This window comes from Microvirga rosea (genome assembly GCF_020595095.1).
GTDB lineage: Bacteria > Pseudomonadota > Alphaproteobacteria > Rhizobiales > Beijerinckiaceae > Microvirga > Microvirga rosea.
Window position 1 is genome coordinate 1 of the sequence record NZ_JAJDOP010000020.1, and the last position, 13,735, is coordinate 13,735.

The 13,735-nt window shown below is 60.5% G+C and carries 12 protein-coding genes and 1 pseudogene; 2 read left to right on the forward strand and 11 right to left on the reverse strand.

Going from position 1 to position 13,735, the window contains the following annotated elements; genetic code table 11:
* Positions 1–1,615 (reverse strand): hypothetical protein (locus LJD17_RS22645; protein WP_227386473.1); only part of this gene is annotated, 1,615 nt, incomplete at its 3' end.
* 741 nt (positions 1,616–2,356) lie between these two features.
* Here LJD17_RS22645 and LJD17_RS22650 point away from each other — a divergent pair.
* Positions 2,357–2,602, forward strand: a pseudogene (locus LJD17_RS22650) (DUF2254 family protein); the annotation flags it as partial.
* Positions 2,603–3,380: 778 nt separating this feature from the next.
* Here LJD17_RS22650 and LJD17_RS22655 read toward each other — a convergent pair.
* From LJD17_RS22655 to LJD17_RS22695, 9 genes are all read right to left on the reverse strand, one after another.
* Complete coding sequence (locus tag LJD17_RS22655) at positions 3,381–4,577, reverse strand: ABC transporter substrate-binding protein (RefSeq protein ID WP_227386474.1); 1,197 nt, start codon at positions 4,575–4,577, stop codon at positions 3,381–3,383.
* 79 nt (positions 4,578–4,656) lie between these two features.
* Positions 4,657–5,691 (reverse strand): N-acetylglucosamine-6-phosphate deacetylase, encoded by a 1,035-nt coding sequence (locus LJD17_RS22660; RefSeq protein WP_227386475.1) that lies wholly within the window; start codon positions 5,689–5,691, stop codon positions 4,657–4,659.
* Between the two features lie 81 nt (positions 5,692–5,772).
* Positions 5,773–6,963: an extracellular solute-binding protein gene (locus LJD17_RS22665; protein ID WP_227386476.1), complete on the reverse strand. Its 1,191-nt coding sequence runs from the start codon at positions 6,961–6,963 to the stop codon at positions 5,773–5,775.
* 52 nt (positions 6,964–7,015) lie between these two features.
* A complete protein-coding gene (locus tag LJD17_RS22670; RefSeq protein WP_227386477.1) occupies positions 7,016–7,789 on the reverse strand; it encodes a glucosamine-6-phosphate deaminase in 774 nt (257 codons plus the stop codon).
* Positions 7,786–8,868, reverse strand: a complete 1,083-nt coding sequence (locus LJD17_RS22675; protein ID WP_227386478.1) for a LacI family DNA-binding transcriptional regulator — start codon at positions 8,866–8,868, stop codon at positions 7,786–7,788. Before LJD17_RS22675 ends, LJD17_RS22670 begins: the two co-directional genes overlap by 4 nt.
* Positions 8,869–9,543: 675 nt before the next feature.
* Positions 9,544–10,038, reverse strand: coding sequence for an EF-hand domain-containing protein (locus tag LJD17_RS22680; protein WP_227386479.1), 495 nt, complete (start codon positions 10,036–10,038; stop codon positions 9,544–9,546).
* Positions 10,039–10,093: 55 nt separating this feature from the next.
* Positions 10,094–10,582: an EF-hand domain-containing protein gene (locus tag LJD17_RS22685; RefSeq protein WP_227386480.1), complete on the reverse strand. Its 489-nt coding sequence runs from the start codon at positions 10,580–10,582 to the stop codon at positions 10,094–10,096.
* Between the two features lie 310 nt (positions 10,583–10,892).
* The gene (locus LJD17_RS22690; protein WP_319799724.1) at positions 10,893–11,192 is read right to left on the reverse strand and encodes a hypothetical protein; all 300 of its coding nucleotides are present in this window, start codon (positions 11,190–11,192) and stop codon (positions 10,893–10,895) included.
* A 31-nt stretch (positions 11,193–11,223) separates the two neighbouring features.
* Positions 11,224–11,793 carry a DUF1269 domain-containing protein gene (locus LJD17_RS22695; RefSeq protein WP_227386482.1) on the reverse strand — a complete coding sequence of 190 codons (570 nt, stop codon included), beginning with the start codon at positions 11,791–11,793 and terminating at the stop codon, positions 11,224–11,226.
* Positions 11,794–12,170: 377 nt separating this feature from the next.
* On the opposite strand from LJD17_RS22695, the gene LJD17_RS22700 reads away from it, so the two are divergent.
* Positions 12,171–12,446 (forward strand): glycine zipper domain-containing protein, encoded by a 276-nt coding sequence (locus tag LJD17_RS22700; RefSeq protein WP_227386483.1) that lies wholly within the window; start codon positions 12,171–12,173, stop codon positions 12,444–12,446.
* A gap of 341 nt (positions 12,447–12,787) precedes the next feature.
* Here the strand turns inward: LJD17_RS22700 and LJD17_RS22705 are convergent, their stop codons facing one another.
* A complete protein-coding gene (locus LJD17_RS22705) occupies positions 12,788–13,558 on the reverse strand; it encodes an alpha/beta fold hydrolase (protein WP_227386484.1) in 771 nt (256 codons plus the stop codon).
* Positions 13,559–13,735 lie beyond the last annotated feature (177 nt).

Genomic DNA, 13,735 nt, shown 5'->3' on the forward strand with positions numbered 1-13,735 from the left:
TCCCGCCTGTGGCGTTGAACGAGAAATAGGTTCGTCCGGTGGCCTGGTTGGTGATGGTCGCCGAGCCGGCGCTGGAGCTGCCCTCGAAGGAGGTGGCGCCGTTGCCGAGATTGGTGATGGTTGCTGACGCCGCGGTGCTTCCGTTCTGGAAGCTGGTGACGCTGCCGTTGCTGTTCTGGATCGTTGCCGTGCCGGCGCTGCTGCTGTCACGGAACGTGACGCCGTTATAGGCGGGGGCCAGGGTATTGCTGATATGAGCATCACCGGCGGTGGAGGTCTGAGTGAACTCCAGACCAGCCCCGAGGCTGGGCGTGGCATCCGCCGCGATCGTGATGGTCGACGAACCGGCGCTCGCCCCATTGCCGAAGGTCAGCCTGCTCGAGTCGTTGAGGGTGATCGGCGCAGCAGCGGCCGTCACGCCGGCGCCCACATAGCCCAGGAGCGCCGTGTCGCCGTTCACCGTGACCGCACCCGTGCCCAGCGCTCCGCTCGCAGCGGCAACAAGGGAGCCACCGTTGACGATCGTGCCGCCCGTATAGGTGTTCGCTGCCTCGAACCTGGTCGTGCCGCCGTTGATGCGCACCGCTCCCGAACCGGTGATTTGCGGCGAGAAGACATAATTGGACGCATTGTGGTTGAAGTTCAGAAGGCTGGTGGCGGACAGGTTAACACTGGCCGCCTGCACGGTGCCCGGCGCGGCTGCGGGGGAACCGGCCGGGGCACCGATATTGAAGGTTCCCGTGCCGCCGCCACCGCCGATGGAGATGGTACCGGCGCCGACGCTGATCAGGCCGCCGTCACTCAGGTTGAGCGTACTCCCCAAAGGACCTTCCCCGACGACAACATCGGAAGTCACGTATAGCAATGAGCCTAGGCCAGTCACATTGACCGTACTGGGTGCGACGAGACCCGCCGACAGCGAACCGAGGAAGGCGCGGCTGCCGCTGGTGACATTCAATGTCGCCTCCGACATGCTGCCTCCGCCCCGCCCGAGATAGGCACTTTGGGGAACGGTGAGCATGCCGCCGGACGAGACCGTCACGGTGCCCTTCCCCGAGAGATCGCCGATGAGGAGATTGGCGACGTTCATTGCTCCGAGGTTTGTGACGCTGACGTTTCCCTGCCCCTGATACCCGACCTGGAGGTTGCCCAGTTGGTTCCATTGGGAGTTAAGGCCGTCCACGACGACGTTTCCGACGGTTCCGGACTCGTAGCCGATATAAGAAGTGACGCCCCTGAGCTGGAGCAATCCACCGTTGACAACCGAGACCGTTCCGCCGGCTGCGCCAAACATGGATCCGATCCGGATTTCTCCCACAGAGGCGAAACCCTGGCTGCCATCGACGTTCACGGTATCGCCATTGTTGACGATGGCTAGGCTGGTTGATGATGGAGGGGCGTCCCAGTTGGAGGGATCCTGCCAGTACGATCCCAGCGCTCCTCCATACCATGTCACGATCGATTGGGCCCAGGCTGACGTCGGCAGAGCGACTGCGCTCAGGAGGACGGTGCGGAGTAGTGTCGCTCCGGTCAGGTGAGGCTTGAAGAAGAATATCGCACGGCTCTGCCCGATGGGGTTTCGCAGCTCTTGTTCGGAAAAGGGCGACTGTCTCATGTCCGTTCCTCCTCGGTACAGGACGTAAATCAGATCATCCCTCGACCGAGGTGGCGAAGTATTGTGAAAGGAAGCCTACCTTTCTACCTGCGACTGCGCTGCGGAAACGGATTTTGTTCCGCGTGTTACCTTCCGGCAACGCAGAGCAAAAGAGATGCGGTCGAGAATGATGCTGTCGCCGTTTTGCGCGCTGACCAGAGCGGCCCGCAGCTGCGCCTTGGTCGAACTGACACCCGCCGCGCCACCATTGTCTGATTCGTGCTGTACCCACACCTTGCCTCAGCCGCAGAAGGCGCGAGCGGATCGCGATTCCCTCTGTCTAGGCAGGGTCATGCCCGTGAGCAGCGGGATTTTCGTCTTAAGCCCCTGACGGGGCTGAGATTCAGGCCGGATGCATCCTTTCGGCAATACCCTCACAGATCGCCAATGCGCCTTTGTATCAGATCGATTCAAAAAGGAGCCAAGAGACGATCTATGGGAGATCCGCGTACCCTGAAGAATGAGACGTTTGCTCTTAAGGCAGATGCAACGCCCTTTGCGTCGAACTCCAATGTTAAACGTATCCTCAAGCGTCAGTCTTCACTGAAAGTGAGCTCAGACCTTTAGCGTCACACCGTAGGAGAATGAACTGAAGTGGTGTCAAACATTTTGATTCTTAAACACGCGAGTTCCGAAGCCTAAAAGTCTGACCCAAATATAGAAATCTAACTCAAGCCTGAGCGTCCGCCTGCGGCCAACCAGCTCGGGTCGTGTCTGATCCTGACATTCATGGGCGACCGGCAGGTCCAGATCGTGCTCGGGCTGTTCCTCGGCACCATCCCGTACGTGCTCGTCGTGCTGCGCAGCCTCGACCAGGCCCTCGGTCCCGCAGGCGTGTCGCACGTCGCAGTGACAACCGCCAGCGCGCTCACCGTCGTGTGCCTTTCCGCGCTATTCCACGTGTACAAGGTTGCCCGCGCAATCGCTGCCGATGACATCGTCGCGTAGGTGGCCGGTGACGCGTCGGCTTGCAGGTGACAGGAAAATCAAAGCGTCGTTGATGAATAGATCACCAGCGAGGGCAAGCCGGTATCCGGCAACCGAGACGGATGGCCGTCCCGGGTCATGAGCCTGTCCTGACCCCGCAGGATCGGCCCACTGCTCCCGTCCCGCTCTGTAAGGCCAAGGCCAGCGGGATGCCGGGTGGAAGCCGAACGATACAGGAAGCACTTGTTCATCGTCGTTCGCTGCGATGGCCGGATTGACGAGTATCGAGCCTACGATTTCTTATGTCACGTCGAGCCAAGAGGAAAATGGATAACTAATCATGGTCTCGGCGCCCGACGTAAGACACAGGGTGCAACTGTTCTCGCTTTGCCAGACGACCGAAAGTCGCGAGGTCCTGGCAAAACCGTGCTTCGGCAACTTGTAGTCTCTCCTCTTGATGCAGATGCGGTTGTCCTTTGCGCTGCCGACCATAAGGAAAAGCAATGGTGCTCGTCCGGCCCAGATTGTTGGGTTGCCGCTCCACAATAGATCCCCCCTTCTTGGTCCTGAAGCCTGACCATTTCGGCACCGATCTCGGAAACCTCAGCAGCCAATCCGGTTTCGGTCAGCGTTATCGTCTTCGAGCCCAGTGCTTGCCATTCGTTGTCATGCGTCTGGAACCTCGGATTGAAAAGCTAGACAATCCGGAGGTCGAAAAGTGCTGACCATGGCATACCGCCCGGCGCATCGGCGATGAGCAACGCAAGGTCGCCCATCGCCGATGCTAGGTCGATGCGCGTCACCGGCCTTTCTTGGAGCCGACTTCCTCATCCCAGCGACGGAACGCGACGACCATTTTTTCAGGCGGCAGTGGCAGTTCGATCGGATTCCCGCTTATCAGATCCCCATACTCGGGCCGACCAAACTCCTTGATGATGTCTTGGCTCTCTTTGGGGGCCATGGAGAGTGGTACGTTCTTTACGGCCGGCCCCGGATAGAGATATCCCTCATCATAGGAGAATGCCTGTTGTTCGGGCTTAAGCAGAAAGGCCATCAGGTCCACAAGGACAGCCAGCTTCTCGTCTGCGACACCATTCGGGACGACCATGAAGAATGCATCGGAAACCCAATGGAAGCCTTTGAGAGTTCCGATCTGTGCACTCTTCGGCACGATGCCGAGCGCGCGCGGATTGATGTCCCAGCCTGTCGTAGAGACGATAATATCGCGAGAGCCCTCCCCAAATTCCTTCATCGTGGCCGTTGTTCCGGAGGGGTAGTATTCGACATAGCCGTTCAATTCGCGCAGATACGCCCAGGTCTTCTCCCAGCCGTTGACTGGGTCCATTGGATCCTTATCCCCTAGAATGTAAGGCAACCCCATCATGAAGGTTCGACCCGGCCCGGAATTGGCCGGACGGGCATACATGAAGCGGTTGGGATGCGCCTTGGCCCACGCAAGCAGTTCCTCTGCAGTCTCCGGCACATCATTTACGCGCTCGGGCGCATATTCGAGGAGCGGACCGGACGGATAGTAGTTGATCACTACGCCATAGCCTTGGCCCTGGGCTCGGTGCAGGTTCAAAGCGGCCGGCTCGTAATTCTCCTCGAGACCAGGGAATTTGTCGGCATATGTGGGAAGAAGCTTGATCCAGAGGCCCTGGTCCAATCCGGCAGCAAGGCCATCGCTTCCTGTCAGCACCATGTCGATATCGATGCGGCCAGCGTTCTGCTGGGCCTTGACCTTGGATGCGAGCTCTGGTGCCGGTGCCTTGACATACGTGATGCGGGACACGAGGTCCGGCTTGGCCTTGCGGTATTCCTCAAAAGCTTTTTGCATCAGCGCAAGAGCGCCGCCTACATCGATCACGTTGAGTGCGACGGGCGATTTCGGAAGAACAAGACTCTGAGCGCGAGCCCCCGTGGCTGCCAGGACTGCCACACCGGCTGCGCCTCCAAGGAGCCTGCGCCGATCAATGTGCTTTTGCTGACTTTCCATATCTGCTTCCCCTTCTGGTCCGTTAAGCGAGGACGTATCCCCATGGATGACGTCTTTCTTCGTCGGATTTCGCTGGACATCATATTCGGCGCTGTCGACGGCAATACACGATGTCCTCGAACTCGATCTGCAGTACCTTCCAATCCTCAGACCAGGTGACAGAACCTGCCATGGGTATGGTCAATTCATGCGCGTTGAATGCTGGAGCCAGCAGCGCGCGAGGGTTGTCGCAGGCCATTCGAATTGCCTCTTCGGGACTCGCGAGTTCCCATCGCACGATGTTGCCGACCGCCTTGTCCAGGGTAAGTGCGGAGCCGGCGAGATAACGACTGCCCGGCATTCGGACACTGCCGTCTGTGCCATGCTCAATCTCCATTCCGGCGAAGGAATAGCGCCCGGCGCGAGCGGCCGCGGCGGAAACCGCATCCGACACCAGAATGGAGCGCTCGATCCCTTTCGCACGAAGCATCGCCTTCAGCGCCGGTCGTGGAAGATGAATGCCGTCGGCGATGAAGCTCGCGCTCAGGCGCTCCTGGGCGAGTTGGGCAAAGATCGTGTTGTCGAGTTTATGCAGCGTCTGCGGAACGCCATTGCCAAGATGCGTGGACATGCCCGCGCCCGCCTCGACGGCCATCGCAACCGTATCCGCATCGGCTGAAGAATGGCCGATAGCGACGATCTTCCCAGCTCCGCTCAGCATTCGGATAACGGCTTCGCTGCCCGGCAGCTCGGGCGCGAGTGTCACGAGGAGGATCGGCCGCGACAGGCCCGCTTCAAGCCCGAAGACCAGATCGGCATCTGGGATGGTCATGGCCTGCGGCGGGTGACAACCCGCGTAACCTTCCGCCGGATTCAAGAAAGGACCTTCTAGATGATATCCTGGCACCATGATCCGGCCGAGCCGGCTCTTGGCCACCGCGCGGTCCAACGCGGCAAAGCGTTTGGCTAGATCCTCGGCAGACGCCGTAATGATCGTCGGCAGGCATGTCGTCACGCCTGTGTCGAGCATCGCCGCAAGAGCATGATCCAGCGCATCCGAGTCCAGGCCCGTCGCATTGAAGTCGACCCCGGCGAAGCCATTCACTTGAAGGTCGAGGAGACCGCTGCTCTGCATCTAGAACTCCGCTCTTACGACAGCTCTTGGGCGGCATGCGCCGCCCAAGACCCTATGGAAAGGTGGTTGCTGGAAAGGACGCTACTGCTTCATCTTCGCGCTGCCAATCTCGCGGTCCCACCTATCGAACATCGCCACAAGAGGTTTGGCGTCGAGCGGCGGCTCGACCGGATTGTTGGCGATCATGCTCTCGTATTCCGGCCGGCCGAACCTCTTGATGGTGTCCTGGCTTTCCTTGGGCGCCATTTCAAGCGGCACACCATGAATGGCGGGTCCCGGATACATGTAGCCGTGATCGTACATGTACGCCTGCTGCTCCGGCTTGAGGAGGTATGCAATCATCTGGAGAAGAACATCTACCTTCTCCTGGGGGACACCCTTGGGAATCGCCATGTAGTTGGCGTCACCTACCCAGTGGAACCCCTTGAGGGTCGCGACCTTGAACTCCTCTGGCACAATGCCGAGGTAGCGCGGGTTGATGTCCCATCCCGTCGTGGTTGCGATAATGTCGCGAGACCCCTCGCCCAGCTCCTTCATTGTTGCCGTCGTGCCGCCAGGATAGTAGTCGATGCAACTGTCGAGCTGCTTAAGATAGGCCCACGTCTTCTCCCAGCCATTGATGGGATCGAGAGGATCCTTGTCGCCCAGGAGGTAAGGCAGCCCCATTACGAGTGTGCGGCCTGGTCCAGAATTGGACGGACGCGCGTACATGAACTTTCCCGGATGTGCTTTGCACCAAGCAAGCAGGCCTTCCGCCGTATCGGGAAGATCCTTGACGCGGTCCGGCGCATATTCGAGCAGCGGGCCGGACGGATACCAGTCAATCACGAAGGCCTGGCCGCGGCCCATCTTCTGCATCGCATAGGCCCCAGGATGATAAAGCTTCTCCAAGTCCGGAAAGCGATCCTGATATTTCGGCAGGATCTCGAGCCAGATACCCTGCTCCATGCCAGCGGCTAACGCATCGTTTCCGGTCAGGACAAAGTCGATGTCAACGCGACCCGCATCCTGCTGCGCCTTCAGCTTCGCAGCAAGCTCGGGTGCTGTCGCCTTCGTAAAAACCAACCGCGAGACGAGATCCGGGTGATCTTTCCTGAATTTCTCGATTGCGGGTTGACTGATCTGAAGATCACCAGCCACGTCGATGACGCTGATGGTGAGAGGAACTTTCGGCTTGGCCGATGGAGTTTGGGCAAAGCTGCTGGTGGCTAGAATGACGCCAGCCGCTAGGCACGCAGCTGCACTCAACGTGTTCCTAAGTTTCGCACTCATTGGACGTTGCTCCTTCCTCTGATTGTTCTCTTCAGGCCCGTCCGGGCCCGCCTCACTCCCCGTCCCGATCCGCCCCACGAAGGGAACCTGATGAGAGCCTGCCGGCAGATGCAGTGTCGAGAAACACGTGGCAAGCCTGATGCAATTGAAGGACAGAAGCGGGACAAGCTGGGGAGACCGGCCCCTCCAGGGCCTTTTGAACCGCGTCGGCCTTTCGTGCGTCGGGGACGGACAGGACAATGAGTTCGCTCGCCAGGATTTGGCGAATGCTCATAGAAATGGCAGTCTGCGGCACGTCCTCGAATGTCGGGAACCATCCTTCGCCGAATTGCTGTCGTCGGCAGACCTCATCGAGTTGAACGACGATGTATGGATCATCCACATCGAAATCGGCTGGAGGATCGTTGAAGGCGAGGTGCCCATTCTCCCCGATGCCGGCGAAAGTCACATCGATCGGGTTTGCCTTGACCAGATCCCCGATCCGTAAGACTTCCGCCTTCAGATTGGGCGCATCCCCTTCGATAAAATGAAATGCGCCCAGGGTTGGGAGCTTCGACGTGAACCGTTCACGCAGATAGCGTCGGAAGCTTGCGGGATGGTTATCCGGCATCCCGATATACTCATCGAGGTGGAATCCTGTTACCTTCGACCAGTCGATGCCTGGCTGCCGCACGAGAGAATCAAGCATTTCAAACTGACTTGCGCCGGTTGCGATAATGATGTGAGCCCTGCCCTTTGCAGCGATCGCGTCGCGGACCGCCTGGGCGCCCAACGCGGCGGCGGCTTCTCCAAGGGCTGGCTTTGTCGGGTAAAGGTGGAGTTTCATCGGCGTCCTGTCCGTTTCGGCTTTTGTTGTGAGCTTTCGGTTCGCGTTTCGGATCGTGGCTCGGCAGACGCAGTGCGAGGCCGCTTTGTCGGTTGGTCCGTCGTTGCACGAACAATGAGTTCCGTTGGGATGATGATGCATTCGTCCCGGATCTGGCCTCTACTCAGAACCTCCGTCAGCAGCTTCACGGCCTGCGTGCCCGCGTCGGCGCTATGCGCCGCAACTGTCGTCAGGGGCGGATAGGTCGTGGCTGCGAGCACGTCGTCGAATCCGACGATGCTCATTTCCTGGGGAATGCGCCAGCCGAGATCGGCAAGTCCTGCCATGATGCCCTGAGCCACGAGATCGTCGAACGCGATCGTCGCTGTGACAGGCAGCTGTGCGAGTTCACCGGCCGCCTTTCGGCCAGCCTCGTGATTCGGGTGATAAGCAGGAACAGTCGTTAGATGGATTCCGAGCTTTTCGGCAGTCCTGACGGCGGCTTGCTGGCGCTGCTGGTTAGCCCATGAGGCGGGCGGACCACTCACGTAGGCGATGTGGCGGTGGTTCAGACTCGCAAGATGTTCGATAGCGGCCGCGATTCCAACGCTGACATCCATCAAAATTCGCGGCAGCCCCTCGATATCCCGGTTGATCAAAACCAGGGGGCGGCGCGCCGCGTGAGCCCGCACCCTCTCCTCGTCAAGGCGGGGCGAGGCCAGGATGAAGCCTTCGACCTGCGCCGCCATTTTGGTGAGAAGCATGTCCTCACGCTCCGGCTGCTCGTCCGAGTCGCCCAGGAAAACCGCATAGCCCGCGTGATCAGCGCGAGCCTGTGCAGCCCGAATGAGCGGCGGGAAGAACGGGTTAGCGATATCCGGGACGACGAGGGCGATATTACCCGCGCGACCTGTGCTCAAGGCGCGCGCAACTTGGTTCGGAACATAGCCGATCTTTTCGGCCACTTCGTGGACGCGTTTTATTGTTTCCGGCTTCAGGAGGTCGGGCCGGCTGAAAGTCCGCGAAACGGTTGCACGCGACACACCAGCAGCTTGCGCCACTTGGCTGATCGTCGGCAGTCTCTTCGGGAGGCCTGTCAAAACGCAGCTCCTAGACTAGGCCTCCATGTAACCGGTTGCATAAGGATTTTGTCAAGTGAACTTCCACAGCCCAGAGTACGCTGCGCCGCCTCCGGACAGCGTACCTAAAGTGGATACGCTTCTGGATCGATCCGATGCTCATCCTATTTGAGCAATGCATCGATTCGGCGGACCTCCGGCTCAGCACTATGCGCGGCTGGATCCCCTGTGACGAGCGGAGGTCCTCATGGCACGAGTTCCTGTCGTATGAGCGACCGGTAACCCTGAACGTCCGGATTGGGTCAGGCAATGAAGTCCATTCACTTTTCAGAATGTCCGGTTCCGTGAGGACTGCTGCCCTCAAGCTAGTGTCCCAGGTGTGTCATTTCCGGGCGCTGCCGGCTTCCAAGTTCGCCGGTTTCGCTCAGACGGATATGGCTTAAGCCGTCATCTGACCTTTCCTCACTCAAGCCTGCGGCCGGACTTGTCACCAATGGGCGGCGACCAACTACGTGCTGCGCAAGACCAGGAGCCGGGATCTCGATGACTGGTCGGGGCTCATTGGACGCATATCGATCCAACCGGCTGGTATCTCGACGCGGTGTTGCAGGCGACAGCCTATGAAGGTGCGGCATCGACGCAACTCGCCCATCTCCGGATCGAAGGCGTCGGCTTCGTTTCCCTTCCCCATTACGCCTATCGCAGTGAGGCCGTGAGTTCCCGCACGAACCGAGCCTGTTTGAATTCATTGAAGGTCAGGGCCATGAACTGCCCACGTGCTCCAGCTTTCGACAGCTCGTTCTTGGCACCGAGCCGGAACTTGGCACGGCTCATCGTCGCGCTCCCCCTGTTCCGCCAACGGGTCCAGATGCGCTCACGTGCAGCAGAGTATTGCACGATCCGATCATAGCGTCGCGCCAGGGGAAGCAGGCCGAGGCTCAGTGTGTCGAACTCCTCTCGCGTGAGCCGGCCGTCCCTGTCGGTGTCCATCGCGGCGAAGACGTTCGCGACGTATCGATTGAGTTCGATAGCTTCGATGCGGCCGTTTCCGTTGCGGTCGATGAGCCCGAAGACCGCCCGAGTCGCCCGGTCGATCTCCCCGGCCGGCACGGCGGCCAGGGCGGGTGTCGGCGCAAGGCCGATCGCGACAAGTGTCAGGCTGGAGGCGATGATCCCCTTAAAGCGTGCCATCGTCGCTGTCTCCTATGAGCGGATGGGTTGTCGTGAATCATTCGGACATGCGGCCTTACCTGAAGGCCGTTGCGAGATCCTGAACGAAGCGTGCCTGCTGGAACTCCGCGTAGCTCACGCCGAAATGGCCGCGAGAGACACGCAGGAGTTCGCCGCGCAGGTGCTGGCGAAAGGCGGCCCTAGTCACCTCCCTCGGCCGTGGCTGGCGCCAGCGCTGCCAGATGCGTTCGCGGGCATCGGCGTACAGCTTCAGTCGGTCATGACGTTCCGCCAGGCCGCGCAAGCCGAAATCGAGATTTCGGAACTCGGCGTAAGTGAGCCTCAGGTTGCCGTCGGCGTCCAACATGGCGAAGGTATCGTCGGCGAAGCGCCTCATTTCGGCTCCATCGATCAGGCCGTCGCCGGTCCTGTCCATGCTGTCGAACAGCGTCCGCATTGCCCGTTCGAAGTCCGCGGCCCGGTCCGCCTGCGACGGAGCCGCCCGGACGGACAGGGCGGCGACGGCAATGGCGGCGACCGTGAAGGCCGCAACGGCTTTCCTCATCGTACCCTCCCTGGCCTTGCTCGAGGTCGTACCCAGCTCCAAGGGCGTCGGCTCGGCCGCGCTCGAGCCTGTGCTGTCCGGCATCCATTATAGACGGCTAAGACACAACCGACCGCGCCCCCAATGCTGTTGCTCCCGCGGGCGACCTGTCGCCGTGCCCAAAGCGTCGCACTAACCGTGAGTACGACCATCAGAACCGCGACATCCAGCGCAAGCCGTACAGGAGCGGGGCCGAAACGTTCATTCCCAGACGCAGGCGCATCGGTCACTCCCGCATAAGCCCCCCTCTTCGGCCGGCCAGTGCCCTGCGCTACCAGCGTCTGCGGCGGCGGCGTGTCCAATGGCCCGACACCCAGACCCATCGCCCGCGGCGGGCACTCCAGACCCATCGTCCGGGCACCCACACAAAGCCCGGACGGGGGCGTGGCCTTCGCTCGAACCGGGGTCGAGGAGCCGGAGGCCGACGCCCGGGATGTCCAGGCCTTCCCGGGCGGTTGGGCCAATCCGAACGGCTCGGCTGGGCCTCTGCCTCTGTGGTCGTCGAGGTTCCAACACTTGCAGCTACCGCCGCGCCAACCAACCAGTTCATGAACAACCGTCGTGACAGCATCTCGATCTCCCGTCGCGAAGGGACCGGACTATCAGCTCACGGGCGGCGCCATCTCGCCCGCCGCCTCAAGACCATCGCTCGGGCTTGGGGGATGCGCGCGCGACAGGGCAGCCTGAAGCTTGGCTTCCTGCTCCGGTGACAGTGAAGAGCGGATCACCCGGCCCCTGAAACCGGACAGCTCGGCCAAAACCTTTTCGGGCTGCGACTTGCGGATCAGCAGGAACAGGGCGGAGGTCTCGGGCTTGAGGGTGTCACCGATCGACCTGATGAAGTCGTCGTTGATGCCATAGTCGATCATGTTGCCGGATAAGGCTCCCGATCCCGCACCGACGGCACCGCCGATAGCAAAGCCGGCCAGCGGATTGAGGAACAAAAGACCGATGAGGCTGCCCCACAGGGCTCCTCGCAATCCGCCGGACGCGGCCCCAAGGCTCACCAAGTTGACACTCTGCTTGATGCGTACGGATCCATCCGGGCTACGGATGGCTACAACCGCATCCTCAAGATCGATCAGGTATTCTTTTTGCAGCCGCGTCAGTTCGGTTAGGACGCGATCCGCATCGGTCGGGTTGTCGAACCCGACGACCACGAGCTCAGCCATGGGACGATCTCCTCAAATGCTCAGGGGTCGCATGGGCACGCCATGAGAGTATCGACCGCAGGCGGCCTGGCTATCGGGTACAACCCTGAGACAGACCGAGGGATGTGGTGAGACCGCACCTAAAATTCGCCCATGCTTCGGCGACGATCCTGCGGCTCAAGGTTCGACGGGTGCCGGCGCATCTATCCATGCGACGTGTCAGGCTTGGCGCCTCCATCGCCAATGCTGCGAGACACGGTTGGAGCAGCCCCGGTTCAGGCTTCGTTCCGACCGTTTCCAGGGTTTGTCCCAATACCAATGCGCTTCGTGATGGCAGATGCTTCGATCGGCCCACCTCCGCGCGGGTCCGTGTCCCATTATCGAGAGGAGAACGTCAGATGAGAAGGAGCATCAGAGTCATTGCGGCAAGTGCCTTCATGCTGTTGGTGGCCGCCTGCGAGACCTCTGGCGAGCGGGCGGTCGGCGGGGCCGCGCTCGGCGGCATCGCGGGGGCCGCCATCGGTGGTGCGGCCACAGGCCGGGCCAGCGGTGCCTTGGCCGGGGCGGCCATTGGCGGGGTGGGCGGAGCGATCGTTGGCAGCGCAACTGCCCCGCGGAATCCGTGCCCCTACGGGACCTATCGCGACCGCTTCGGCAACATCTACTGCCGCTGAGGGGCGGAACGGCAGGAACGGGTGAGGTATCCTTGACTGTCCCCTCTAACCCGCCCGTACCTTTCTCCAGATCGGTGCGTTACGGCCTCCGTAGCCCAGCCGCTTATCCGTGCGGCAACCAGCCATCGCGATTGAGGCTAGAGAAACACGGAGTACCAACCCGGGGAGTGTCAAACAATGAATACTGGTCGTGTCGGATCCGCGGCTTTGACTGTCGCATGCGGTATCATAGGCCGAGGCGTAGCTGTCTCGAGGCGGAGCTGCTGCAGGACCCTCTGCGCTGACGATCAGACCTCCAGCCTCAGGCACATCTGCGACAGCCCCGTTCATTACTGCCGCATCTATTTCGCAGCAGACGCAGTCTCAATCAGTCCCGCCACAGCTCTTGGGTTTGATACCATCACAACGTGGGAAGCCCCATCAACCACAACCGTTTGCTTGGAGTGTGCTCGGGATGCCATGAAGGCCATCGTTCTCGCCGGAATGTTCTTGTCTTTGGTACCGTAGACGAACCAGGAGGGCAGTCTCTTCCATGCAGCCTTGGTTGCAACCTCGTTCAGGGCTGCTTCGGCGACAGGACGTTGCGCCACTGACATTAGCATCGTCTGCTTCTCGGGGACGTCCGCTGCAAACTGCTCGCGGAACCTGTTCTGCTGGATATAGAGATCGTTACCACCACCCGAAAGGGCGACGGGAGGAGCAAGCGTGGGACTGAGCGTGCTCCCGGGGTACTTGCCTGTCAATTGGGCTGCTGACTCGCCAACATCTGGTGCGAACGCCGCGACGTAGACAAGCGCTTTGACGTTCAAATGACCGTCCGCCGCCTCGCTGATGACTGATCCGCCATAGGAATGCCCTACAAGGACAACTGGCGACTTAATGTTGGATACCAGGTCTGCAACATAGCTCGCATCCGCACTGACGCCACGCAGGGGATTCGCAGCTGCCACGACATGATAGCCATCCCTCTTGAGGATCGCGGTGACTCCGTTCCAACTGCTGGAATCAGCAAATGCGCCGTGAACCAGAACAATCGTAGGCTTCTCCGTTGGCTGCGCGATTGCACTGCTGGCGCTAAGCGCGACTGCCATGATAGCGAGCAAATTCTTCATTGCGTAGTTTCCTCTCATACTTGAAGTTGACATAGCTGCGAGCCCACCGCTCGCGTCTTGAACTGCATCATTGCCGATCATTCGGCAAAATGGATCACGGAGTAGTTCATAGGGCCTCTATTTCGCGCGACTGGGTACTTGTAGCTAGAACCGCTGCTGCAGAGCGGAGGCTATATA